We start from the raw sequence: 21,842 nt of genomic DNA, 5'->3' as shown, positions 1-21,842 counted from the left end.
GGTACCTGGCAACAGAGCGAGGTCGAGTTCTTTGCCAACCCGATAACCGGAAACGGGTGTACCGCTGAGCGGTGTCCCGTTCGCCCGCAAAACGCCCGCCCTTCACCCGCCCTGTGCCGGGGTCTCACCAGCCGTAGGTACGGGCCGCCTCCTCCAGCAGCTCGCGCAGCCGCAGCGCGTCCGGGGCCAGGGCCGTCACCAGGACGGCCGGGCCGGCGAGCGGGGTGACCGCCGCGAACTCCCCCAGCACCGCGGCCGGCGGCGGATCCTGCGCGAACCGCGGGTCCACGACCAGGAGCTGGCCCAGCGCCCGGTGTCCGGCGAGTCCGGCCGGGCCGTCCCAGCCGCCGGGTGCGCCGGGCCCGCAGGACAGTTCCTGGTCCAGCAGGGGGCGGCCGCCCCGGCTGACCGTGAGCCGGCTGCGCAGCAGACCGGGAGCCTCGCCGGTGCGCCCCAGCACCTGTTCCTCGCGCAGCATCAGCCGGGCGGAGGGGGCCAGTTCGGCGCGGGTGGAGACCCGCAGGTCGCTGCCGCGCACGGAGACGAGCGGCTCCGGCAGCCAGCGCACCGCCGACTCCTCGGCCAGCGTCAGCCGTACGTCGTAGCGGGCGCTCTCCCCGCCCCGGCCGGGCAGGGCCAGGGTGGCGGCCGCCGAGCGCAGGGCGAGCCGGGCGCCCGGGCCCGCGTCGGCCTCCACCGCGAGGCGGTCGCCGCCGAGGGGGGCGCTCATCGCACCGACCAGCATCACGCCGGCCTCGGGGCCTTCGCCGCGGACCCGGCGCAGGGCGAGCGGTCCTTCACCGGCCAGCACCGGCAGGGCGGTGCCGCCGCGCCCGTCGGCGGTGGCGGCGATGCGGGCGGTGGCCCGCAGCCCGGCCGGCGCGAGGGGCGCCTCGGCGGGAGGCGCGCCGGTCACCGTACGGCCCAGGCCGCGAGGCGCTCGCGGACCCAGGCGGCCACGGGGGCCACGCCCTCGGCGCCGCGCAGGGACTGGAAGGCGACGGGCAGGTCCCCGCGCTGCTCGGCGGCGTCGCGGGCCATCCGCTCCAGGTCGGAGCCGACGTACGGGGCGAGGTCGGTCTTGTTGACGACGAGCAGGTCGGCGGTGGTGACGCCGGGGCCGCCCTTGCGCGGGATGTCGTCGCCGCCGGCCACGTCGATGACGAAGATCTGGGCGTCGACCAGGCCCCGGGAGAAGGTGGCGGTCAGGTTGTCCCCGCCGGACTCGACGAGGATCAGGTCGAGGGGGCCGACCGTCTCCTCCAGTTCCTCGACGGCCTCCAGGTTGGCGGAGATGTCGTCGCGGATGGCGGTGTGCGGGCAGGCGCCGGTCTCGACCGCGCTGATCCGCTCGGGGGGCAGGACCGCCTCGCGGAGCAGGAACTCGGCGTCCTCGCGGGTGTAGATGTCGTTGGTGACGACGGCCATCGACAGGTCGGCGCGCAGGGCGCGGCAGAGCGCGGCGACGGTGGCGGTCTTGCCGGAGCCGACGGGTCCGCCGAGGCCGATGCGCAGGGCGCGGCGGGTGCCGTCGGCGCGCAGGGGCGCGGCGCTGTGCGTGTGCCGGTGGGGGTACGTCACGTGGTGGTCGAGGTGCACGGCTGTTCTCCTTGGGGATGGTCTGTGGTGGGGGGCGCCCGCGCTCAGGAGGCGAAGAGGCGTACCGCCCAGTCGGCATGGGCCTCCGCCGCGATCTCCAGCAGCGGGGACGAGGCCGCGGGCAGCGCGTCCGTGCCCTGGTCGCGGGCGAGCCCCGCGGCCTCGGCGGCCCGGGCCGCCACCGCGTCGAGCTCGGGTGCCAGGCCGGCCAGGACGGCACTCGCCTCGAAGGGGTCGAGGCCCAGCAGCCGTACGGTGGCGGTGGCCGGACCGCTGACGCTCTCGTACGCCGCCACGTGCGCGGCGTCCAGGGCGCCGAGCCCGGCGGCCCGGGCGGCGAGGCCGAGCACCACGGGCTGGTGCGCCCCGCGCGGGAAGGCGGCGGCCAAAGCGTCCAGTTCGGCGGCGGGCCAGGTGGCGCGGGCCGCGCGCAGCAGCTGCCGGCCGAGCCGGCGGGCCGCGGCGCGCAGCGCGGGCGAGGGGGTGCGGGCGTCGGCGGCGGCGTCGAGCTCCGCCGGGTCGAGCCCGAGGGCGGCCGCCGCCGCGAGGGCGGCGGCGGTCAGCCCGGCGGTGTGCAGCCGGCCCCGGCAGAACTGGTCCAGGGAGGCGGCGTCGTGGATCCGGCCCGCCTTGCAGGCGGCCTCCGCCCCGCCGGAGTGGGCGTGCCCTCCGGCGGGGAAGCGGCCGTCCGCGAGGACGAGCAGCGCGGCGAGGCTCATCGGGAGCGGTCCTCCATCAGAAGAGGAAGTAGCGCTGGGCCATGGGCAGCTCGGCGGCGGGAGCGGGCTCCACGACCTCGCCGTCGATGCTGACGGTGAAGGTGTCGGCGTCGACCTCGACCCTTGGCATGGCGTCGTTGTTGCGCATGTCCGTCTTGCCGGTCTCGCGGGTGCTCTCGATGGCCGTGAACCGCTTGGTGAGGCCGAGCCGTTCGGGCAGGTGGTCGTCGAGGGCGGCCTGGGAGGTGAAGTTGAGCGAGTTCAGGCCGGGTGCGCGGCCGATGGCCCCGTACATGGGCCGGGGCAGCACCGGCTGGGGGGTGGGGATGGAGGCGTTGGCGTCACCCATCTGCGCGTACGCGATCTGGCCGCCCTTGACGACGACCTCGGGCTTGACGCCGAAGAAGGCCGGGTTCCACAGCACCAGGTCGGCGAGCTTGCCCACCTCGATCGAGCCGATCTCCTTGGCGAGGCCCTGGGCCACGGCCGGGTTGATCGTGTACTTGGCGACGTAGCGGCGGGCCCGGTGGTTGTCTGCGGGCCCGTCGCCGGGCAGGAAGCCGCGCCGCTTCTTCATCACGTGGGCGGTCTGCCAGGTGCGCAGCACGACCTCGCCGACCCGGCCCATGGCCTGGGAGTCGGAGGAGATGATGGAGATGGCCCCGAGGTCGTGGAGCACGTCCTCGGCCGCGATGGTGGAGGGCCGGATCCGGGACTCGGCGAAGGCGAGGTCCTCGGGGACGGCCGGGTTGAGGTGGTGGCAGACCATCAGCATGTCGAGGTGCTCCTCGACGGTGTTGACGGTGTGCGGCCGGGTGGGGTTGGTGGAGCTGGGCAGGATGTTCGGCTCGGAGACCACGGTGATGATGTCGGGGGCGTGACCCCCGCCCGCGCCCTCGGTGTGGTACGAGTGGATGGTCCGCCCGGCGATGGCCGCGAGGGTGTCGCCCACGAAACCGGCCTCGTTGAGGGTGTCGGTGTGGATGGCGACCTGCGTGCCGGTCTCGTCGGCGACGGTCAGGCAGGCGTCGATGACGGCGGGGGTGGCCCCCCAGTCCTCGTGGATCTTGAACCCGAGGGCGCCGCCGCGCAGCTGAGAGTACATGCCCTCGCGGGACATGGTGTTGCCCTTGCCGAGCAGGCCGATGTTGACGGGGTAGTGCTCCAGCGCCGCGAACATCCGGGCCAGATGCCAGGGGCCGGGGGTGACGGTGGTGGCCTTGGACCCCTCGGCGGGGCCGGTGCCGCCGCCGACGAGGGTGGTGATGCCGGAGGCGAGGGCCTCGTCGACGACGGTCGGCGAGATGAAGTGGATGTGGGTGTCGATGGCGCCGGCCGTGACGATCTTCCCGTTGCCCGCGATGATCTCGGTCTCGGGTCCGATGACCAGGGCGGGGTCGACGCCGTCCATGGTGTCGGGGTTGCCGGCCTTGCCGATGCCGCAGATGCGGCCGTCGCGGATGCCGACGTCGGCCTTGACGATGCCCCAGTGGTCCAGGACGACCACGCCGGTGATCACGGTGTCGGGGGCGCCCTCGGCGCGGGTGGTGCGGGCCTGTCCCATGGACTCGCGGATGACCTTGCCGCCGCCGAAGACGGCCTCGTCACCGGAGTGGCCGGGGCCTCCGCTGAGGTCCTGCTCGATCTCGACGAAGAGGTCGGTGTCGGCGAGCCGGATGCGGTCGCCCCGGGTGGGGCCGAAGAGGTCGGCGTACGCCTGGCGCGAGATCTCAGCCATCGAGGGGTCCTCCGGTCTCCCCGCGCAGTCCGGGCACGGTGCGCAGTCCGCCGAGCGGTACGAGTTCCACGGCGACCGGGATGCCCGGCTCGAAGCGGACGGCGGTGCCGGCGGCGATGTTCAGGCGCAGGCCGCGCGCGGCCTGCCGGTCGAAGTCGAGGCCGGGGTTGGCTTCGGCGAAGTGGTAGTGGGAGCCGACCTGGACGGGCCGGTCGGCGGCGTTGAGCACGGTGAGGCGGGTGACGGGGCGGCCTTCGTTGAGGCGCACCGGACCGTCCCCGAAGGCGATTTCGCCGGGGATCATCGGGTCGGTCCTCTTCAGACGATCGGGTCGTGGACGGTGACGAGCTTGGTGCCGTCGGGGAAGGTCGCCTCGACCTGGACGTCGTGGATCATCTCGGGGATCCCCTCCATGACCTCGTCGCGGGTGAGCACCTTGCGGCCGGACTCCATGAGCTCGGCCACGGTCCGCCCGTCGCGGGCCCCTTCGAGGAGGTGGGAGGTGATGAGGGCGATGGCCTCGGGGTGGTTGAGGAGGACCCCGCGCGCCCTGCGCTTCTCGGCCACGTCGGCGGCGACGTGGATCATCAGTCTCTCTTGTTCGTGTGGTGTCAACTGCACCTGTATCACCAAGCTTCCGGGACAAGATCTCATCGCGCCGTGGCGAACCGTACCGGTCGTCAACACTTTGTTGACCTGCGTATATCCATGCCAAGCATGTCTTGCCCAACGCAGAGCGAGGCTTTCCGTCCCGATCACCGCCGCTTTACCGGCCCATGGGCGGCCGTTGGCGAAAGGCCGCGGAGCACACCCTAGGGGCGGCAGTTTTCCGCCTGGTTAACCCACGTTTCCGGAAGCCACCCGGTTCATCCCGTCGGGGGGTACGGCGCCGGGTTCGTCATACGATCGCCCGGTCCGCCGCCCTCAGCGGCCCCGGACGGTCCCGGCGGCGGCCGCGCCGGCCGGCCAGGGCAGCGAGATCCACACCGTCTTGCCGCCGTCCTCGGTGGGGCTGACCGAGAGCCGGCCTCCGGCCTCCGCCGCCAGCCAGCGGATGATGACCATGCCCCGGCCGTTGTCCTGCTGGACGGCCGCGGGCAGCCGCCTGGGCCAGCGCGGGTGACTGTCGGTCACCCCGACGCGCAGCCACTCCTCGCGCTCCAGACGCAGGTCGACGGTGAAGGTGGGCGACTGTCCGAAGGTGTGCTGGACGGAGTTGGTCGCGAGCTCCGATACGACCAGCCGTACGGTGTCGGCGGTGTCGGCGTCCTCGGGCAGTCCCCACTCGCCCAGCACCTGGGCGACGTAGCGGCGGGCGGCGGCCACCGAGACCGGGTCGCTCGGCAGGGTGACGGATGCTTCCAGCTGATCTGCCATGGCGACGTCCCTTTCCCACCGGGACGGAACCGCCCCGGATCTGCGCTGAGCGCCAGAGTGCCACCCATCGTGCCGCCGTTTCCGCCGTTCCCCCAAGATATGCATATATCTGTCGCCCAATGCGGTGAACTCTGCTACGGAAGAGCGTATTTGGACGGCAGACTGGTGCGAGCTGTGCCGGTGGAAGGAGAGCGGGTATGCAGCACGGCCCCGCGGTGCGCCGGCGCAAGCTCGGCGAGGAACTGCGCGCACTGCGCGACCGTACCGGGCTCACGAGCGGCGAGGTGGCCCGCATCGTGGGCTGGCACCAGTCGAAGGTCAGCCGTATCGAGACGGGCCGCAGTGGCGTGAAGACGCAGGACATCCGGCTACTGCTGGACGCCTACGGCGACGTGGTGGGGCCCCAGCAGCGCGCCCTGCTGGAGGCCCTGGGGGCCTCGGCTGCCGGGCCGGCGGCGGGTGGCGGGGAGGCGCGCGGGCGGCAGTGGTGGCACGACTACCGGGGCCTGCTCCCGCAGGAGTACCGGGACTTCATCAGCCTGGAGGCCGGGGCCCGCTCGGCGCGGACGGTGGAACTCTCGGTGGTGCCCGGCCTGCTGCAGACCGCCGGGTACGCCCGGGCCGTCACCCGGGCCGCGCTGGGCGGGCTGCCGGAGCCGAAGGTGGACGCGCTGGTCGAGGTACGGCTGGCCCGACAGGCGGTGCTGCGGGCCGATCCCCCGCTGGAGCTGAGTGCCGTACTGGACGAGGCGGTGCTGCGCCGGCAGATCGGCGGGCCGGGGGTGATGCGGGAGCAGCTACGGCACCTGGCGGAGGTGGCACGGCTGCCCCAAGTGCACCTCCAGGTGCTGCCGTTCACCGTGGGGGGTCATCTCGGCCTGACCGGACCGTTCGTCATTTTCTCATTTCCGAACATCGCCGATCTGGATGTGGTGGTACTCGACCATTTGACGAGTAGCCTCTATCTGGAGCGGAAGGAAGACCTTGAGGCGTACAGCGCCGCGTTCCGCGCGATCCAGGCGCACGCCCTCCCGCCCCGTGACTCGTCGGACCTCATCAGCTCACTCGCTGACGACGCGTAAGGAGGCACCCCCCGTGTCCGCAACCCCCTTATCCCCCGGCGGACTTCTGCACAGTGCGCGGTGGCGGCGGAGCAGCCGCAGCACCGGGATGAACAACTGCGTGGAAGCGGCCGCCCTGACCGGCGGCCTGCTGGCCGTCCGCGACTCCAAGCGGACGGACGGCCCGGCCGTGCTCTTCACCGGGCCGGCCTGGGACGGCTTCCTCGCCTCCGTACGGACGGACGTGCGCGTGTGACGTCCTACCGCTGAACCGGGTCCGTGGCTCCGGCCGGTGCGGTCCGCAGGACCGTCGCGACGGCCCGGGCGATCTCGTCCCCCGTGAGATCGGCCCGAGCGGTCAGCCGCAGCCGGGAGATGCCGTCCGGCACCGACGGCGGACGGAAGCACCCCACGGACAGTCCCTCCTCGCGGCAGTCGGCGGCCCAGCGCAGTGCCGCCGCGGCCGACGGGGCCCGTACCGACACCACGGCCGCGTCCGGCCTGGCCGCGGTCAGGCCGGACGCGGTGAGCCGTCCGTACAGTTCGGCGGCCACCTCCCGGACCCGGGCCGCGCGCTGCGGCTCCCGCTCCAGCAGGCGCAGGCCCGCCAGCGCCGCGCCCGCCGCGGCCGGGGCGAGGCCGGTGTCGAAGATGAACGCGCGGGCGGTGTTGACCAGGTGCCGGATCACCTTGGCCGGTCCCAGGACCGCTCCGCCCTGGCTGCCCAGCGACTTCGAGAGGGTCATCGTCGCGACCACCCCGGGAGCCCCCGCGAGCCCGGCCGCGTGCAGGGCGCCCCGGCCCCCCTCGCCCAGCACCCCGAGCCCGTGCGCGTCGTCCACGACCAGGGCGGCGCCCGCCTCCCGGCAGGCGGCGGCGTACGCGGCGAGCGGGGCGGCGTCCCCGTCGACGGAGAACACCGAGTCGGTCACGAGCAGGGCGCGGCCCGCCTGCCCGGCGAGGGCCTTGCGGACCTGCTCCACGTCGCCGTGCGGGGTCACCTCGACCTCCGCGCGCGAGAGCCGGCAGCCGTCGACGATCGAGGCGTGGTTCCCGGAGTCGGAGACGACCAGGGTGCCCCGGCCGCTCAGCGCGGTCACCGCGGCGAGGTTGGCGGCATACCCGGACGAAAGCACCAGGGCCGCCTCGAAACCGGCGAAAGCGGCCAGCTCCCGCTCCAGTTCGGTGTGCAGCTCGGTCGTCCCCGTGACCAGGCGGGAGCCGGTGGCCCCCGCGCCCCACCGCTCGGCCGCCGCGCAGGCCCCGCGCACGGTCTCGGGGTGCCGGGAGAGGCCGAGGTAGTCGTTGCTCGCGAGGTCCAGGAGGGGCGAGTCGGCGGGGCGCGGACGCAGCGTCCGTACCAGTCCCGCCTCCTCGCGCCGCCGCTCCGCGCCGTCGATCCAGGCGAAGACGTCCTCGGGTTCCGGGCTGGGCTGGGTCATCGGCGTCCTCGCGTCCCGTCTCACGATGTGTCTCGCGTTTTGTCGGCAGTCGACAGATCTGCTCGACCCTATCCGGACGTGACCCGAGGGGTCGGTGTGGCGATCCACACACTCCCTTCCGGCCATGTTGTCCGATCTCTCCTTGGCCGGGAGTGGTCGCGTGGGACAGGATCGGGCGCATGGACCTGCTGAACACCCTGGTGGACAAGGGGCTGCGGCGCGAGCTGCCGACCCGCGAAGAGGCGCTCGCCGTGCTGGCGACCTCCGACGACGAACTGCTCGACGTGGTGGCCGCTGCCGGCAAGGTGCGCCGCCAGTGGTTCGGGCGCCGCGTCAAGCTGAACTACCTGGTCAACCTGAAGTCGGGGCTCTGCCCCGAGGACTGCTCGTACTGCTCCCAGCGACTGGGGTCGAAGGCCGAGATCCTCAAGTACACGTGGCTGAAGCCGGACGAGGCCTCCCAGGCCGCCGCGGCCGGTGTCGCCGGCGGCGCCAAGCGGGTCTGTCTCGTGGCGAGCGGGCGGGGTCCGACGGACCGCGACGTGGCCCGCGTCGGCGAGACGATCGCCGCGATCAAGGAGCAGAACGAGGGCGTGGAGGTGTGCGCCTGTCTGGGTCTGCTCTCCGACGGCCAGGCCGAGAAGCTGCGCGACGCGGGTGCGGATGCCTACAACCACAACCTCAACACCTCCGAGGCCACGTACGGGCAGATCACCAAGACGCACACCTACGCGGACCGCGTGGACACGGTGCAGAAGGCGCACGCGGCGGGCCTGTCGGCCTGCTCGGGCCTGATCGCCGGCATGGGCGAGAGCGACGAGGACCTGGTCGACGTCGTCTTCTCGCTGCGCGAGCTGGACTCGGACTCCGTGCCGGTCAACTTCCTGATCCCGTTCGAGGGCACCCCGCTCGCCAAGGAGTGGAACCTCACCCCGCAGCGCTGCCTGCGGATCCTGTCGATGGTCCGGTTCGTCTGCCCCGACGTGGAGGTCCGGATCGCCGGCGGCCGCGAGGTGCACCTGCGCTCGATGCAGCCGCTCGCGCTGCACGTGGCCAACTCCATCTTCCTCGGCGACTACCTCACCAGTGAGGGCCAGGCCGGCCAGGCCGACCTCGACATGATCGCGGACGCCGGCTTCGAGGTGGAGGGCGCCGGCACCACCACCCTGCCCGCGCACCGGGCCGACGCCGCCGAGGCGGCGGCCGCGGCCCGCGCCGGCGGTGTCTGCGGCTCGGCCGGCGGCGGCTGCGGTCCGGCGGACGCCGAGGCGCCCGGCTGCGGTGCGGCCTGCGGCGGGTGCTCCGGTCACGCCCACGCCGAGGCTCCTGCCGAGGCCCCGGCCCAGGCCGAGCCGGGCGAGGTGCGTCCGGACCTGGTGGCGGTGCGGCGCCGCGGCGCGGGGACGGATCTCGCCCCCAATGCGTGACCCGTTCCCCCTGCACGACCCGCTCGACCCCGCCTCGTCCACGGCCGGCCTGCTGGCCCTGGACCGGCAGCACGTCTGGCACCCGTACGGCCCGATGCCCGGGCGGCAGGAGACCCTCGTGGTCTCCTCCGCCTCGGGGGTCCGGCTGCGGCTCGCCGCCCCGGCGCAGGGGCGGGAGGAGCTGGTCGACGGCATGTCCTCCTGGTGGTCGGCCATCCACGGCTACAACCACCCGGCGCTCAACGAGGCGGCCACCGCCCAGCTGGGCCGGATGTCGCACGTGATGTTCGGCGGGCTCACCCACGAGCCCGCCGTGCGGCTCGCCGCCCGGCTGGTGGAGATCACCCCGCCCGGACTGGAGCACGTGTTCCTCGCGGACTCCGGTTCGGTGTCCGTCGAGGTCGCCGTCAAGATGTGCCTGCAGTACTGGCGTTCGCTGGGGCGGACGGGCAAGACCCGGCTGCTGACCTGGCGCGGCGGCTACCACGGCGACACCTGGCAGCCGATGGCCGTCTGCGACCCCGAGGGCGGCATGCACGAGCTGTGGCAGGGCCACCTGCCGCAGCAGGTCTTCGCGGACACCCCGCCCGGGGACTTCGACTCCCCCGTCGACCCGGCGTACACCGCCCACCTGCGTTCCCTGGTCGCCGCGCACGCGGACGAGCTGGCCGCGGTGATCGTGGAGCCGGTGGTGCAGGGCGCGGGCGGCATGCGCTTCCACAACCCGGGCTACCTGCGGGTGCTGCGGGAGCTGTGCGACGAGTACGGGGTGCTGCTGGTCCTCGACGAGATCGCGACCGGCTTCGGCCGGACCGGCGCGCTCTTCGCGGCCGACCACGCGGGGATCACCCCGGACGTGATGTGCCTCGGCAAGTCCCTGACGGGCGGCTACCTCACCCTCGCCGCCACCCTGTGCACGGGGAAGGTCGCCGACGGGATCTCGCAGGGCGAGGTGCCGGTGCTGGCGCACGGGCCGACCTTCATGGGCAACCCCCTCGCCACGGCCGTGGCGCTGGCCTCCGTCGACCTGCTGCTCGGCCAGGACTGGGCGGGCGAGGTCAAGCGGATCGAGGCGGGCCTGCGCGAGGGCCTCGCGGAGGCCTCCGGGCAGCCGGGGGTCGAGGACGTAAGGGTCCTGGGCGCGATCGGCGTGATCCAGCTGGACCACCCGGTCGACGTGTGGGCCGCGACGCGGGCCGCGGTCCGGGAGGGCGTGTGGCTGCGCCCGTTCCGCGACCTGATCTACACGATGCCCCCGTTCGTCACCGGCGACGCCGACGTCGCCCGTATCTGCCGCGCGGCCGTCGCCGCGGCCCGGGAGGGCTGAGATGTCCGTGATCGTCGTGTCCGGTACGGGCACGGAAATCGGCAAGACGGTGGTCACCTCGGCCATCGCGGCGGCCGCGGTGGCCGCCGGGCGTTCGGTGGCGGTGCTCAAGCCGGCACAGACCGGCGTGGGACCGGACGAGCCGGGGGACGCGGCCGAGACCGTACGCCTGGCCGGGCCGTCCGTGACGGCGCTGGAGCTGGCCCGCTACCCCGAGCCGCTGGCGCCCGACACCGCGGCGCGGCGCTCCGGGCTGCCGACCCTCGCGCCGTCGCGGATCGCGGAGGCGGCCGCCGGGCTGGCCCGGGCGCACGACCTGGTGCTGGTGGAGGGCGCGGGCGGGCTGCTGGTCCGCTTCGACGAGGAGGGCCACACCCTGGCCGACGCGGCCCGGCTGCTGGCGGCGCCGGTGCTGGTGGTGGCCCCGGCGGGGCTCGGCACCCTCAACTCCACGGCCCTGACGGCGGAGGCCCTGACCGCGCGGGGGCTGCGCGGGCTCGGGGTGGTGGTGGGCAGCTGGCCGGACTCCCCCGACCTGGCCTCCCGCTGCAACCTGGCCGACCTCCCGAAGGTGTCCGGCCTCCCGCTCCTCGGCGCCGTCCCGCAGGGCTCGGGCGCCCTGGCCCCGGACGCCTTCCGGGCGGCGGCCCCGGCCTGGCTGGCCCCGGCCCTGGACGGCACGTGGTCGGCGGACTCCTTCCTGACCGCCTGGCCGGCGTAGGGCCCGCCGGGGGCACCTCCCGGCGGTGGCGGGGGAGAACGGCGGAAGGGCGGGTGGGGCCGGCTCCGCGCGGCGGTACTCCCCCGTAGCCCCGACGGGCCGGTTTCGTGGCACGGCGGGGTGGGGAACAGCCCCCGGAGGGCACACGTGCGCGCCCGTGTGTCCGCCCGTCAGCCCCCGACCCGCGCCCGGAGGCCGCCCCATGCCCGCCCACGCCCCCGATTCGGTCCACCACCCCTGCTTCGCCCGGTTCTACGCCCGCGCCAGCACCGCCGCCGAGACCCGTGCCGGGATCGGGGCGCTGCGCGAGGAGCTCCTGCGGGGGGTGTCGGGCCGCGTCATCGAGATCGGCGCCGGCAACGGTCTGAACTTCGCGCACTACCCGCGCGCCGTCTCCGAGGTCGTCGCGGTCGAACCCGAGGCCACCCTGCGCCGGCTCGCGGCCTCCGCCGCCCTGCGCGCCGAGGTGCCGGTGGACCTCGTGCCGGGTGTCGCCGAGGCCCTCCCCCTCAAGAGCGAGGCCTTCGACGCGGCCGTGGCCTCGCTGGTGCTGTGCACCGTACGGAACCTGCCGCGCGCCCTCAGCGAACTGCACCGGGTGCTGCGCCCCGACGCCGAGCTGCGCTTCCTGGAGCACGGGATCGCCCCCGGCCCCGGTATGGCCTCCGTGCAACGGGCGCTCGACCGGACGGTCTGGCCCCGCCTGTTCGGCGGCTGCCACACGGCCCGCGACCCGCTCGCCGCGATCGAGGCGGCCGGCTTCCGGATCACCTCGCACCGCTCCTTCCGCCTGCCCGAGCGCGGCCCGTCCCTGCCCACCTCGTACTGCGTCATCGGCTCGGCCCGGCGCCGCGACTGAGACGTGTCCCCGTACGGCCGTCCGCCCCGGCGGGGTCAGCCGGCCAGCGGCTTGACCCAGCGGGTCCAGATCTCCTCGGGGTGGTAGCCGGCCGCGTCCCAGGCACCGTGCGCCTGCCCGTTCCCGTCGAGGACCATCGCGTCGGCGCGCCGCCCGCCCAGCTCCGCGAACCGCTCCTCGGCGGCGGCGAGCAGGGCCGACCCGATCCCCCGCCGGCGGTGCGCCGGGTGGACCGCGAGCCGGTACAGGTGGCAGCGCCAGCCGTCGAACCCCGCGATCACCGTGCCGACGAGCTCCCCGCCGCGCCGGGCGAGCAGCAGAGCCTCGGGGTCGCGGGCGTGCAGCCGCCCGATTCCGGCCAGGTCGTCGCTGATGCTCGTGCCCTTGGCGGCGGCCTTCCAGAAGTCCAGTACGGCGGGCAGGTCCGCGGCGGAGGCTGTGCCGATACGAAGATCGTCCATGCGCCGATCCCACCACCCGCGCATACTCGGCCAAAAGGAGGAGCCAATCCCTTTGCCTTTCCTTTACCATGTGGTGAGGGTCCTCCCGGGCCCCTCGGAACCCGTCCGAGCCCTCCCGACCGAAAGGTGTGAGCGTCCGCCCATGGGCGAGCCTCCCAGTCCCCGGCACTCCCGCGCGCGACACCGCGCGGCACCCCGTCCCCTGGCCGATCATGGGACGGAGGTGATCGACCGATGACCGAAGTGCTCCTGCTCGTCGTGGCGCTGCTGCTCTGCCTTGCCTGTGGGATCTTCGTCGCCGCCGAGTTCTCGCTGACCACCGTCGAGCGCAGCGAGCTCGAACGGGCCGTCGAGCGCGGCGAGCGCGGCGCGGACAGCGCACTGGCCGCCGTCCGCAGCCTGACCTTCCAGCTCTCCGGCGCCCAGCTCGGCATCACCGTGACCGGCCTGGTCATCGGCATGATCTCCAAGCCGTCGATCGCCGCGCTGCTCACGGGCCCCTTCAAGGCCATGGGCCTGTCGGCCCCTGCCGCCTCCTCCACCGCCCTGGTCCTCGGCACCGTCGTGTCGACCGTGGTCCTGATGGTCGTGGGCGAGCTGGTCCCCAAGAACTGGGCCATCTCCTCCCCCCTGGCCATCGCCAAGCGCGTGGCAACCATGCAGCGGGTCTTCAGCCGCGCCTTCCGTCCGCTGATCAGCCACCTCAACACCACCGCCAACCACCTGGTGCGCCGGCTGGGCATGGAGCCCGCCGAGGAGCTGGCCTCCGCCCGCAGCCCCGAGGAGCTGGTGGCCCTGGCCCGGCACTCCGCCAAGGCGGGCGCGCTGGAGAAGGACACGGCGGAGCTGTTCGTGCGGACGCTGAACCTGGCCGACCTGACCGCCGAGAACGTGATGACCCCGCGCGTACAGGTCACGGCCCTGGACGTGCAGACCACCGCCGAGGACGTGGCCAACGCGACCATGGCCACCGGCCTGTCCCGGTTCCCCGTCTACCGGGGCAGCCTGGACACCGTCGTCGGGACCGTCCACATCAAGGACGTCCTGGCCCTGCCCGCCGAGGAGCGCCACCGCCACCCGGTGTCGAGGCTGCTGCGCGAGCCCCTCCTCGTACCGGAGTCGCTGACCGTGGACCGGCTGCTGGACCGGCTCTCCGGCCGGCAGACGATGGCCGTGGTGATCGACGAGTACGGGGGCACCGCCGGTGTGGCCACCCTGGAGGACATCGTCGAGGAGGTCGTCGGCGAGGTGCGCGACGAGCACGACCCGCACGAGACCTCCGACCTGGCACCGGCCGGCACGGACGAGTCCGGCCGCGCCCTGTACTCCGCCGACGGCGCCGCCCGCACCGACCAGCTCCGGCGGATCGGACTGCGGGTGCCCGAGGGCCCGTACGAGACCCTGGCCGGGCTGATAGCCGCCGAACTGGGCCGGATCCCGGCCGTCGGGGACCGGATGGAGCTGGAGGGCTGGCGCCTGGACGTGGTGGACGCGAGCGGCCGCCGCGCCGCGCGGGTGCTGCTGCACGCCCCGGCCGAGACACCCGGCGACGAGAGCCCGGAGGGGGACCGATGACCGCGATCCAGCTGCTGATCGGCCTGGCGACGCTGGTCGTCAACGCCTTCTTCGTCGGCGCGGAGTTCGCGCTGATCTCGGTCCGGCGCAGCCAGATCGAGCCGTACGCCGAGCAGGGCGACCGGCGGGCCCGCGCGGTCGTGTGGGGCCTGGAGCACGTGTCGGCGCTGATGGCGGCGGCCCAGCTGGGCATCACCCTGTGCACCCTGGTGCTGGGCGTGGTCGCCGAGCCGGCCATCGCGCACCTGCTGAGCCCGCTGCTCGACGCCGTCGGGGTGCCGTCCGGGGTGACGCACGCGATCTCCTTCGTGATCGCGCTGGCCCTGGCCACGTACCTGCACATGCTGTTCGGCGAGATGGTGCCCAAGAACGTGGCGCTGGCCGAGCCGGTGCGCACGGCGCTGCTCCTGGGCCCGCCGCTGGTGGCGATGACCCATGCGCTGAAGCCCGTCATCTTCGCGATCAACGCGTTCGCCAACACCCTGCTGCGGCTGCTGCGGGTGGACGCGAAGGACGAGGTCGCGGCCACCTTCTCGGACGACGAGCTGGCCCGGCTGGTCAAGGACTCCAGCGACGCCGGGCTGATCGACGGCCGGGCGAGCGAGCGGCTGCACGACGCCCTGGAACTGGGGCGGCGGCCCGTCGCCGACGTGGTGCTGCCGGTGGCCCGGGTGGTCACGGCCCGGCAGGGCATCACCGCCGCCGGGCTGGAGCGGCTGTCGGCCGAGTCGGGCTACTCCCGGTTCCCGGTGGTCGACGGGCAGCGGAGGATCCTGGGCTACCTGCACGTCAAGGACGCCCTCGACGTGGTGGAGCGGAGCCGGCCCTTCCCGGTGTCCGAACTGCGCCCGATCGCCCAGGTGCGGGCGGAGACCCCGCTGGACGACGTGCTGACCGCCATGCGGGCCAGCCGTACCCACCTGGCGGCGGTCCTCGGGGCGGACGGCGCCATGACGGGGCTGGTGACGATGGAGGACGTCCTGCGCGAGCTCTTCGGCAGGCCGGCCTCGGCCTAGACCACCGGGTGGGGCCTGGTGCGGTCCCCGGCCCTGCACGGCCGGGGTACCGCGCGGTAGCATCGCTCCGCCATGGAGATGAATGCGTCATACACCAGTTTCGTCGCGGTCGGGGACTCCTTCACCGAGGGGATGTCCGACCTGCTCCCGGACGGCTCCTACCGGGGCTGGGCCGACCTCCTCGCCGCCCGCCTGGCGGCGCGCGAGCCGGGCTTCCGGTACGCCAACCTCGCGGTGCGCGGGAAGCTGATCGGGCAGATCGCCGAGGACCAGGCCCCAGTCGCCGCGGCGATGCGGGCGGACGTGGTGACGCTGGTGGGCGGGCTGAACGACGCCCTGCGGCCCAAGGTGGACATGGGGCGCGTCCGCGGCCACCTGGAGGCCGCGGTGGAGCTGCTGACCCCGTCGTGCGGGCGGCTCGTCCTGATGCGCTCGCCGGGCCGGCAGGGGCCGGTGATGGAACGTTTCCGGCCGCGCATGGAGGAGCTCTTCGGCATCCTGGAGGAGCTCTCCGCACGCCACGGCGCACTGCTGGTGGACCTCTACGGGGCTCCGGCGCTCGGGGACCCGCGGCTGTGGGACGCCGACCGGCTGCACCTGACGGCCGAGGGCCACCGGCGGGTGGCGGAGGCGGTCTGGCAGGCCCTCGGGCTGCCCGCCGAGGACGACTGGACACGGGCCCTGCCGTCCGCCGCCGCGCCGGGCTGGGGCGTACGGCGCACCGAGGACCTGCGCTTCGCGAAGCGGCACCTGCTGCCCTGGATCGGCCGCCGCCTGACGGGCCGCTCCTCGGGCGACGGCCGCCCGCCGAAGCGGCCGGAGCTTCTGCCATACGGGAACCCGCCGCTCTTGTAGCAAGCCACAATTGCGGGCACTGCCCCCACCTGCGTAAACGCACAGCTCCGGCCCCAGTAGAATCCCTACACGTGACAGCCAAGCCCCGCATCCCCAATGTCCTGGCCGGCCGCTACGCCTCCGCGGAGCTCGCCGTCCTGTGGTCCCCCGAGTACAAGGTGACGCTGGAGCGGCGGCTGTGGCTCGCCGTCCTGCGCGCCCAGAAGGACCTCGGCATCGAGGTCCCGGACGCCGCCCTCGCCGACTACGAGCGCGTCCTGGAGACCGTCGACCTCGCCTCCATCGCCGAGCGCGAGAAGGTCACCCGGCACGACGTGAAGGCCCGCATCGAGGAGTTCAACGCCCTCGCCGGCCACGAGCACGTCCACAAGGGCATGACCTCCCGCGACCTCACCGAGAACGTCGAGCAGCTGCAGATCCGCCTCTCGCTGGAGCTGGCCCGCGACCGCACCGTCGCCGTGCTCGCCCGCCTGGGCAAGCTCGCCGGCGAGCACGCCGAGCTGGTCATGGCCGGCCGGTCCCACAACGTCGCCGCGCAGGCCACCACCCTGGGCAAGCGCTTCGCGACCGCCGCCGACGAACTGCTGGTGGCCTACGACCGCCTGGAGAACCTGCTCGCGCGCTACCCGCTGCGCGGGATCAAGGGCCCCGTCGGCACCGCCCAGGACATGCTCGACCTGCTGGGCGGCGACGCCGCCAAGCTGGCCGACCTGGAGCAGCGGATCGCCGCGCACCTCGGCTTCTCCCAGGCCTTCACCTCGGTCGGCCAGGTCTACCCCCGCTCCCTCGACTACGACGTGGTCACCGCCCTGGTGCAGCTGGCCGCCGCCCCGTCGTCGATCGCGAAAACGATCCGCCTGATGGCCGGCCACGAGCTGGTCACCGAGGGCTTCAAGCCCGGCCAGGTCGGCTCCTCCGCGATGCCGCACAAGATGAACACCCGCTCCTGCGAGCGCGTCAACGGCCTGATGGTCATCCTGCGCGGCTACGCCTCGATGACCGGCGAGCTGGCCGGCGACCAGTGGAACGAGGGCGACGTCTCCTGCTCCGTCGTCCGCCGCGTGGCCCTGCCGGACGCGTTCTTCGCCTTCGACGGCCTGCTGGAGACCTTCCTGACGGTCCTCGACGAGTTCGGCGCCTTCCCGGCCGTCGTGGCCCGCGAGCTGGACCGCTACCTGCCGTTCCTCGCGACCACCAAGGTGCTGATGGGCGCGGTGCGCGCCGGTGTGGGCCGCGAGGCCGCGCACGAGGTCATCAAGGAGCACGCGGTCGCCTCCGCGCTGGCCATGCGCGAGCAGGGCGCCGAGCGCAACGAGCTCCTCGACAAGCTCGCCGCCGACGACCGGATGCCGCTGGACCGCGCGCAGCTGGACGCCCTGATGGCCGACAAGCTGTCCTTCACGGGCGCCGCGGGTGACCAGGTCGCGACCGTGGTCTCCCGTATCGAGGCCATCGCCAAGGAGCACCCGGAAGCCGCCGGCTACGCCCCGGGGTCGATCCTCTGACCCCCGAAGAGCTCGAAGCCGCCCGCGACCGCGTCCTCCCGGACGTGGTCGCGGGCGGTCTGCGTGTGCTGTTCTGCGGTATCAACCCGGGCCTCCTCTCCGCCGCGACGGGCCACCACTTCGCCCGCCCCGGCAACCGCTTCTGGCCGGTCCTGCACCTGTCCGGCTTCACTCCGCGCCGGCTGGCCCCCGCCGAGCAGGAGGAGCTGCTGTCCTACGGCCTCGGCATCACCAACGTCGTCGCCCGGGCCACCGCCCGCGCCGACGAGCTCAGCGCCGAGGAGTTCCGCGAGGGCGGGCGGATCCTGACCGCGAAGGTGGAACGGCTGCGTCCCCGGTGGCTGGCCGTGGTCGGGGTGACCGCCTACCGCACGGCGTTCGGGGAGAAGAAGGCCGTCATAGGCCCGCAGGAGCGCACCATCGGCGCGACCCGCATCTGGGCCCTGCCCAACCCGAGCGGCCTCAACGCCCACTGGACGGCGGCCTCGATGGCCGAGGAGTTCGCCCGCCTCCGCGAGGCCGCGGAAGGCTCCTAGGGCCTGTCGTCACACTCCCGTCGTCGCCCGGAGGGCGGCCCCGCGGCGTCTGGTGCGTGCTCTCGGTGCGCCGGGCGGAAGCCCGCGTACTGGACGTACTTGGCTTTCGCCCGGTGCGGCGAGAGCGCGTGCCAGGCGTCGCGGGGCAGACGGGAGTTTGACGACAGGTCCTAGGGCGGGTCGGTCACGGTGATCCCCGCTGTCAGCAGGTAGGGGAACTCCTTGTCCCACTGCGCCACGTACACCACCAGCCACTGGTCCCCGGCCCGCCACAGGTGCACGTGGTCGGTGGTGTTGCAGATGACGTCCCAGGGCTCCGGTATCTCCTCTCCCGCGAACTCCCGGTCCAGCAGTGAGCCGACGGCGAAGACCTGCGGCTCCCCCCACCGGTCGGTCAGGGCCTGGGTCAGCGCCCCGTACTCGGCGGCGATCTGCTCGCCCGCCTCCTCCCGGCCCGAGCCGTCGTCGTCCCAGAAGTCCCGGGTGAGGCTGAGCGTGACCAGGTGGTGCGCCGGCCCGCCGCTGTGGTGCGGGCCCTGTGCCGGCAGCGGCGGGAAGGCCGTGGCCCGGAGCCGGTCGATCGTGTCGAGGTGCTCTGCCGTGGTCATGTCGTCAGTATTCCGGCGACCACTGACAACTGGCCCTGCGTCAGGCCGCCCTGCGCCGCACCGCCAGCCAGCCGCCCGCCAGCGCGGCACCGGCCCACAGGGCCAGGACGCCCAGCCCGCTCCATGGCCCGAGACCGCTTCCCGCCTGGCTGTGCATCACCGCCTGCCCCGCCCGGTCCGGCAGGAACTCGGCCACACCGCCGGTGGCCGCCCCGACGATGAAGGACACCATCAGGAACAGGGGTATGAGCAGGCTGAGCACGAGCGCCCCGCTGCGGAGCAGGGCCGTCAGTCCGGCCGCGAGCAGGGCGATCAGCGTGAGGTAGAGGCCGCTGCCGACGATGGCGCGGTAGCTGCCGGGATCGCCGAGGTGGAGGGCGTACGGACCCATGAGGGCCTGACCGGCGAGGAAGGTGAGGAATCCGGTGACCTGGCCCACGACGAGGGCCAGCCCGCCGATCACCACCATCTTCGACAGGTAGAAGCGGGTACGGCTCGGCACCGCCGCGAGCGAGGTGCGCAGGGCGCCGTGATGGAACTCCGCCGCCAGGGCGGTCGTCCCGAAGGCCATGGCGGCGATCTGGCCGAAGAGGATGCCGTAGTAGGCCGCGAACAGGGGGTCCTCCCCCAGGACGCCCTGCTGGTTGCGGCCTATCGCGGCGGCCGTCAGCGTCTGGACCCCGACGGTGGCCACCAGGATCATGACCAGCGCGGTGGAACTGGCACGCAGGGACCGTATCTTGATCCATTCCGAGTGCAGGACGGGTCGGGTGGGCAGGGCGGTGCTCATGGCGAAGCCTCCTTCGGGGCGGGTCAGCGGGTGGCGGCGAACTGGGCGTGTTCGGCCGTCAGATCGAGGTAGGCCTGTTCCAGCGAGGCCCGCTCGTCGGCGAGTTCCAGCACGGGGACGCCCTCCCCGGCGGCGATCCGGCCGAGGCGCTCGGCCTGTATGCCCTCGACCGTCCAGCACCCGCCGTCGGCATCGGTCAGCTCGAACCCCTCCCGGGCCAGGGCCGCCCGGAGCCGGGCCGGCTCGGAGGTGCGCAACCGCACCCGCGGGGTGCTGCGGGCGTCGATGAATTCCTCCATGGAGGTGTCGGCCAGCAGCCGGCCCCGCCCGAGGACGACCAGGTGGTCGGCGAAGGCCACCGTCTCCGACATCAGATGGCTGGAGACCAGGACCGTACGGCCGTCGGCGGCCAGCTCGCGGAGCAGCTCGCGGATCCAGACGATGCCCTCGGGGTCGAGGCCGTTGGTGGGCTCGTCCAGGAGCAGGACCTCCGGGTCGCCCAGCAGGGCCGAGGCGATGCCCAGCCGTTGGCGCATGCCGAGGGAGAAGGACTTGATCCTCCGCCCGGCCACCGGGGCGATGCCGGTCTGCTCCATGACCTCCTCTACCCGGCCCGCCGGGATGCGGCCGGCGGCCGCGAGCATCCGCAGATGGTCCCGCGCGGTCCTCCCGCCGTGCGCCGCCTGGGCGTCCAGGAGCGCTCCGACCCGGCGCAGCGGGTCCGGCAGGTCGCGGTAGTGCCGTCCGCCGACGGTGGCCGTGCCCGAGGTCGGGCGCTCCAGGCCGAGCAGCAGGCGCATCGTGGTGGACTTGCCGGCCCCGTTGGGTCCGAGGAAGCCGGTGACCCGGCCGGGCAGGACGTCGAAGGTGAGGCGGTCGACGGCGCGGGAGGCGCCGTACGCCTTGGTCAGTTCTCGGAACGCGATGGTGTTCATGGCTCAAGACTCCTCGTCCTGCCTCTCCCCCTCCTCCCCCGTGCGAGGGTCCCGTCTCCCCCGTACGGGGGAGACGCCCGGTGAGGGGGCGCTGCGACGATGAGGGCATGTTCCGACTTCTGCGCGCTCCGTTCCAACCAGTCACGTACACCCGCTGGTTGCACCTGTGCGTGCCCGTACTGCTGGTGGCCGTGTGGCAGTTCATAGACGTGGACAAGCCGTGGGTGCCGCTGGTGATCGTCGCGCCGTTCGGGTTCGTGCCGTGGGTGCGGATGGCCGAGGGGCTCCAGGCCCGGTTCCTGCTCGCTCCGTACGAGCGGGACGGCGCCGACGCCACGATCAGCGCGGAGCCGTCGGCGCGCTGGGCCGACCGCTGGCGGACGCTGGTGTGGCTGGAGACGAGGATGCTCTTCGCCGCGGTCGCCATGGGCGTCTCGGTCTGGCTGCCGGTCACGACCGTCGACCTCATCCGCCTGGCGTGCGGATACGGGTCGAGCGAGGAGCTGGAATGGCTCCTGCCGGACACGATCGCCCCATGGGCGGCGGCGGCGTTGGCGCCCCTGCCCCTGGTCCTGCTGATGGTGGTGGTGTTCGTCCTCGGCGAGCTGGTCACCGTGGTCGCCGGGCGGCTGCTGGGGCCGTCGGCGGCGGAGCGGCTCAGTGCGCTGGAGGCGCGTACGGAGCAGTTGCTGGAGCGGGCGCGCATCGCGCGGGAGCTCCACGACTCGATCGGGCACGCGCTGACCGTCGCCGTGGTCCAGGCGGGTGCGGCGCGGGCCGCCGGTGACCCGGAGTTCACCGACCGGGCGCTGCTGGCGATCGAGGAGACGGGGCGGGCCGCGCTGGAGGACCTGGAGCGGGTGCTGCTGGTGCTGCGGGAGTCCGCGCAGCCCGCGTCGCAGCGGCCGACGCTGGCGGAGGCGGACCGGCTGCTGGAGTCGGCCCGCGCCTCGGGGGCGTCGGTGGACGCCGAACTGACGGGCCCGCTGGAGAAGTTGCCGGGCCCCGTCACCCGGGAGGGTTACCGGATCTTGCAGGAGGCGCTCACGAACGTGCTGCGGCACTGCGGCCCCGTCCCCGTCCGCGTGCGGGTCGAGATGGCCGAGGGCCGGCTGGAGCTGGAGGTGACGAACCCGCTGCCGGAACGCCCTTCCTTCAGCACGGGAGGGGGGAGCGGGCTGCGCGGGATGCGGGAGCGGGCATCGCTGCTGGGCGGCCGTGCCGAAACGGGTCCCCACGACGGCGGTTGGAGGGTGCGGGCGCTGCTTCCCCTGGAGCGAATAGGCTGAGC

24 protein-coding genes are annotated in these 21,842 nt (G+C 73.7%); 12 read left to right on the top strand and 12 right to left on the bottom strand.

The window, feature by feature from the left end; all coding sequences use genetic code 11:
* Positions 1 to 124: 124 nt before the first annotated feature.
* The 7 genes from ACZ5NJ_RS08670 to ACZ5NJ_RS08640 all read right to left on the bottom strand — a co-directional run bounded on the left by ACZ5NJ_RS08670 (position 125) and on the right by ACZ5NJ_RS08640 (position 5,433).
* Positions 125 to 916, bottom strand: a complete 792-nt coding sequence (locus ACZ5NJ_RS08670; protein WP_468763970.1) for an urease accessory protein UreD — start codon at positions 914 to 916, stop codon at positions 125 to 127.
* Positions 913 to 1,599 (bottom strand): urease accessory protein UreG, encoded by a 687-nt coding sequence (ureG, locus tag ACZ5NJ_RS08665; RefSeq protein ID WP_468763969.1) that lies wholly within the window; start codon positions 1,597 to 1,599, stop codon positions 913 to 915. Before ureG ends, ACZ5NJ_RS08670 begins: the two co-directional genes overlap by 4 nt.
* Before the next feature lie 44 nt (positions 1,600 to 1,643).
* Complete coding sequence (locus tag ACZ5NJ_RS08660) at positions 1,644 to 2,318, bottom strand: urease accessory protein UreF (RefSeq protein ID WP_468763968.1); 675 nt, start codon at positions 2,316 to 2,318, stop codon at positions 1,644 to 1,646.
* Positions 2,319 to 2,334: 16 nt separating this feature from the next.
* The gene (locus ACZ5NJ_RS08655; RefSeq protein ID WP_468763967.1) at positions 2,335 to 4,056 is read right to left on the bottom strand and encodes an urease subunit alpha; all 1,722 of its coding nucleotides are present in this window, start codon (positions 4,054 to 4,056) and stop codon (positions 2,335 to 2,337) included.
* Positions 4,049 to 4,360, bottom strand: a complete 312-nt coding sequence (locus ACZ5NJ_RS08650; RefSeq protein ID WP_100865164.1) for an urease subunit beta — start codon at positions 4,358 to 4,360, stop codon at positions 4,049 to 4,051. Before ACZ5NJ_RS08650 ends, ACZ5NJ_RS08655 begins: the two co-directional genes overlap by 8 nt.
* 14 nt (positions 4,361 to 4,374) lie before the next feature.
* The gene (locus ACZ5NJ_RS08645) at positions 4,375 to 4,677 is read right to left on the bottom strand and encodes an urease subunit gamma (protein WP_468763966.1); all 303 of its coding nucleotides are present in this window, start codon (positions 4,675 to 4,677) and stop codon (positions 4,375 to 4,377) included.
* 303 nt (positions 4,678 to 4,980) lie between these two features.
* Positions 4,981 to 5,433, bottom strand: a complete 453-nt coding sequence (locus ACZ5NJ_RS08640; protein WP_468763965.1) for an ATP-binding protein — start codon at positions 5,431 to 5,433, stop codon at positions 4,981 to 4,983.
* Positions 5,434 to 5,630: 197 nt separating this feature from the next.
* Between ACZ5NJ_RS08640 and ACZ5NJ_RS08635 the strand changes: the two genes are divergently transcribed.
* Together ACZ5NJ_RS08635 and ACZ5NJ_RS08630 are read left to right on the top strand one after the other, a co-directional pair.
* Positions 5,631 to 6,515, top strand: coding sequence for a helix-turn-helix domain-containing protein (locus tag ACZ5NJ_RS08635; RefSeq protein ID WP_468763964.1), 885 nt, complete (start codon positions 5,631 to 5,633; stop codon positions 6,513 to 6,515).
* A 13-nt stretch (positions 6,516 to 6,528) separates the two neighbouring features.
* On the top strand, positions 6,529 to 6,750 hold the full coding sequence (locus ACZ5NJ_RS08630; RefSeq protein WP_468763963.1) for a DUF397 domain-containing protein: 222 nt from the start codon (positions 6,529 to 6,531) through the stop codon (positions 6,748 to 6,750).
* Between the two features lie 4 nt (positions 6,751 to 6,754).
* On the opposite strand, the gene ACZ5NJ_RS08625 is transcribed toward ACZ5NJ_RS08630, so the two are convergent.
* A complete protein-coding gene (locus ACZ5NJ_RS08625) occupies positions 6,755 to 7,936 on the bottom strand; it encodes an 8-amino-7-oxononanoate synthase (RefSeq protein ID WP_468763962.1) in 1,182 nt (393 codons plus the stop codon).
* 179 nt (positions 7,937 to 8,115) lie between these two features.
* On the opposite strand from ACZ5NJ_RS08625, the gene bioB reads away from it, so the two are divergent.
* The 4 genes from bioB to ACZ5NJ_RS08605 all read left to right on the top strand — a co-directional run bounded on the left by bioB (position 8,116) and on the right by ACZ5NJ_RS08605 (position 12,270).
* Entirely contained in the window at positions 8,116 to 9,363 is a 1,248-nt protein-coding gene (gene bioB, locus ACZ5NJ_RS08620) for a biotin synthase BioB (RefSeq protein ID WP_468763961.1), read from the top strand.
* Positions 9,356 to 10,690, top strand: a complete 1,335-nt coding sequence (locus ACZ5NJ_RS08615; RefSeq protein ID WP_468763960.1) for an adenosylmethionine--8-amino-7-oxononanoate transaminase — start codon at positions 9,356 to 9,358, stop codon at positions 10,688 to 10,690. Before bioB ends, ACZ5NJ_RS08615 begins: the two co-directional genes overlap by 8 nt.
* Position 10,691: 1 nt before the next feature.
* The gene (gene bioD / locus ACZ5NJ_RS08610; RefSeq protein WP_468763959.1) at positions 10,692 to 11,411 is read left to right on the top strand and encodes a dethiobiotin synthase; all 720 of its coding nucleotides are present in this window, start codon (positions 10,692 to 10,694) and stop codon (positions 11,409 to 11,411) included.
* 202 nt (positions 11,412 to 11,613) lie between these two features.
* Positions 11,614 to 12,270, top strand: coding sequence for a class I SAM-dependent methyltransferase (locus tag ACZ5NJ_RS08605; protein ID WP_468763958.1), 657 nt, complete (start codon positions 11,614 to 11,616; stop codon positions 12,268 to 12,270).
* Between the two features lie 35 nt (positions 12,271 to 12,305).
* Here the strand turns inward: ACZ5NJ_RS08605 and ACZ5NJ_RS08600 are convergent, their stop codons facing one another.
* The gene (locus tag ACZ5NJ_RS08600) at positions 12,306 to 12,731 is read right to left on the bottom strand and encodes a GNAT family N-acetyltransferase (protein ID WP_468763957.1); all 426 of its coding nucleotides are present in this window, start codon (positions 12,729 to 12,731) and stop codon (positions 12,306 to 12,308) included.
* A 234-nt stretch (positions 12,732 to 12,965) separates the two neighbouring features.
* On the opposite strand from ACZ5NJ_RS08600, the gene ACZ5NJ_RS08595 reads away from it, so the two are divergent.
* The 5 genes from ACZ5NJ_RS08595 (at position 12,966) to mug (ending at position 18,218) form a co-directional block, all read left to right on the top strand.
* Complete coding sequence (locus tag ACZ5NJ_RS08595; RefSeq protein ID WP_468763956.1) at positions 12,966 to 14,306, top strand: hemolysin family protein; 1,341 nt, start codon at positions 12,966 to 12,968, stop codon at positions 14,304 to 14,306.
* Positions 14,303 to 15,322, top strand: coding sequence for a hemolysin family protein (locus ACZ5NJ_RS08590; protein WP_468763955.1), 1,020 nt, complete (start codon positions 14,303 to 14,305; stop codon positions 15,320 to 15,322). The genes ACZ5NJ_RS08595 and ACZ5NJ_RS08590 overlap by 4 nt, the downstream gene beginning before the upstream one ends.
* Before the next feature lie 72 nt (positions 15,323 to 15,394).
* The gene (locus ACZ5NJ_RS08585; RefSeq protein WP_468763954.1) at positions 15,395 to 16,177 is read left to right on the top strand and encodes an SGNH/GDSL hydrolase family protein; all 783 of its coding nucleotides are present in this window, start codon (positions 15,395 to 15,397) and stop codon (positions 16,175 to 16,177) included.
* A 71-nt stretch (positions 16,178 to 16,248) separates the two neighbouring features.
* Positions 16,249 to 17,682 (top strand): adenylosuccinate lyase, encoded by a 1,434-nt coding sequence (gene purB / locus ACZ5NJ_RS08580; RefSeq protein WP_468763953.1) that lies wholly within the window; start codon positions 16,249 to 16,251, stop codon positions 17,680 to 17,682.
* On the top strand, positions 17,679 to 18,218 hold the full coding sequence (mug, locus tag ACZ5NJ_RS08575; protein ID WP_468764306.1) for a G/U mismatch-specific DNA glycosylase: 540 nt from the start codon (positions 17,679 to 17,681) through the stop codon (positions 18,216 to 18,218). The genes purB and mug overlap by 4 nt, the downstream gene beginning before the upstream one ends.
* Before the next feature lie 170 nt (positions 18,219 to 18,388).
* On the opposite strand, the gene ACZ5NJ_RS08570 is transcribed toward mug, so the two are convergent.
* From ACZ5NJ_RS08570 to ACZ5NJ_RS08560, 3 genes are read right to left on the bottom strand one after another with little or no spacing between them, the layout of a single operon-like run.
* Positions 18,389 to 18,826: a hypothetical protein gene (locus ACZ5NJ_RS08570; protein WP_468763952.1), complete on the bottom strand. Its 438-nt coding sequence runs from the start codon at positions 18,824 to 18,826 to the stop codon at positions 18,389 to 18,391.
* Positions 18,827 to 18,866: 40 nt separating this feature from the next.
* Complete coding sequence (locus tag ACZ5NJ_RS08565) at positions 18,867 to 19,616, bottom strand: ABC transporter permease (protein ID WP_468763951.1); 750 nt, start codon at positions 19,614 to 19,616, stop codon at positions 18,867 to 18,869.
* A 23-nt stretch (positions 19,617 to 19,639) separates the two neighbouring features.
* A complete protein-coding gene (locus ACZ5NJ_RS08560; protein WP_468763950.1) occupies positions 19,640 to 20,551 on the bottom strand; it encodes an ABC transporter ATP-binding protein in 912 nt (303 codons plus the stop codon).
* Between the two features lie 107 nt (positions 20,552 to 20,658).
* Between ACZ5NJ_RS08560 and ACZ5NJ_RS08555 the strand changes: the two genes are divergently transcribed.
* A complete protein-coding gene (locus ACZ5NJ_RS08555) occupies positions 20,659 to 21,840 on the top strand; it encodes a sensor histidine kinase (protein ID WP_468763949.1) in 1,182 nt (393 codons plus the stop codon).
* Positions 21,841 to 21,842 lie beyond the last annotated feature (2 nt).

Source organism: Streptomyces sp. NPDC032091, assembly GCF_055580265.1.
This window is presented reverse-complemented; position numbering and strand designations above follow the sequence as displayed.

Coding starts and splice junctions, on each gene's coding strand:
- ACZ5NJ_RS08660 (WP_468763968.1), bottom strand. CDS start 2,318: ATGAGCCTCGCCGCGCTGCTCGTCCTCGCGGACGGCCGCTTCCCCGCC.
- ACZ5NJ_RS08655 (WP_468763967.1), bottom strand. CDS start 4,056: ATGGCTGAGATCTCGCGCCAGGCGTACGCCGACCTCTTCGGCCCCACC.
- ACZ5NJ_RS08650 (WP_100865164.1), bottom strand. CDS start 4,360: ATGATCCCCGGCGAAATCGCCTTCGGGGACGGTCCGGTGCGCCTCAAC.
- ACZ5NJ_RS08640 (WP_468763965.1), bottom strand. CDS start 5,433: ATGGCAGATCAGCTGGAAGCATCCGTCACCCTGCCGAGCGACCCGGTC.
- ACZ5NJ_RS08635 (WP_468763964.1), top strand. CDS start 5,631: ATGCAGCACGGCCCCGCGGTGCGCCGGCGCAAGCTCGGCGAGGAACTG.
- ACZ5NJ_RS08625 (WP_468763962.1), bottom strand. CDS start 7,936: ATGACCCAGCCCAGCCCGGAACCCGAGGACGTCTTCGCCTGGATCGAC.
- bioB (WP_468763961.1), top strand. CDS start 8,116: ATGGACCTGCTGAACACCCTGGTGGACAAGGGGCTGCGGCGCGAGCTG.
- ACZ5NJ_RS08615 (WP_468763960.1), top strand. CDS start 9,356: ATGCGTGACCCGTTCCCCCTGCACGACCCGCTCGACCCCGCCTCGTCC.
- bioD (WP_468763959.1), top strand. CDS start 10,692: ATGTCCGTGATCGTCGTGTCCGGTACGGGCACGGAAATCGGCAAGACG.
- ACZ5NJ_RS08605 (WP_468763958.1), top strand. CDS start 11,614: ATGCCCGCCCACGCCCCCGATTCGGTCCACCACCCCTGCTTCGCCCGG.
- ACZ5NJ_RS08600 (WP_468763957.1), bottom strand. CDS start 12,731: ATGGACGATCTTCGTATCGGCACAGCCTCCGCCGCGGACCTGCCCGCC.
- ACZ5NJ_RS08595 (WP_468763956.1), top strand. CDS start 12,966: ATGACCGAAGTGCTCCTGCTCGTCGTGGCGCTGCTGCTCTGCCTTGCC.
- ACZ5NJ_RS08590 (WP_468763955.1), top strand. CDS start 14,303: ATGACCGCGATCCAGCTGCTGATCGGCCTGGCGACGCTGGTCGTCAAC.
- ACZ5NJ_RS08585 (WP_468763954.1), top strand. CDS start 15,395: ATGGAGATGAATGCGTCATACACCAGTTTCGTCGCGGTCGGGGACTCC.
- ACZ5NJ_RS08570 (WP_468763952.1), bottom strand. CDS start 18,826: ATGACCACGGCAGAGCACCTCGACACGATCGACCGGCTCCGGGCCACG.
- ACZ5NJ_RS08565 (WP_468763951.1), bottom strand. CDS start 19,616: ATGAGCACCGCCCTGCCCACCCGACCCGTCCTGCACTCGGAATGGATC.
- ACZ5NJ_RS08560 (WP_468763950.1), bottom strand. CDS start 20,551: ATGAACACCATCGCGTTCCGAGAACTGACCAAGGCGTACGGCGCCTCC.
- ACZ5NJ_RS08555 (WP_468763949.1), top strand. CDS start 20,659: ATGTTCCGACTTCTGCGCGCTCCGTTCCAACCAGTCACGTACACCCGC.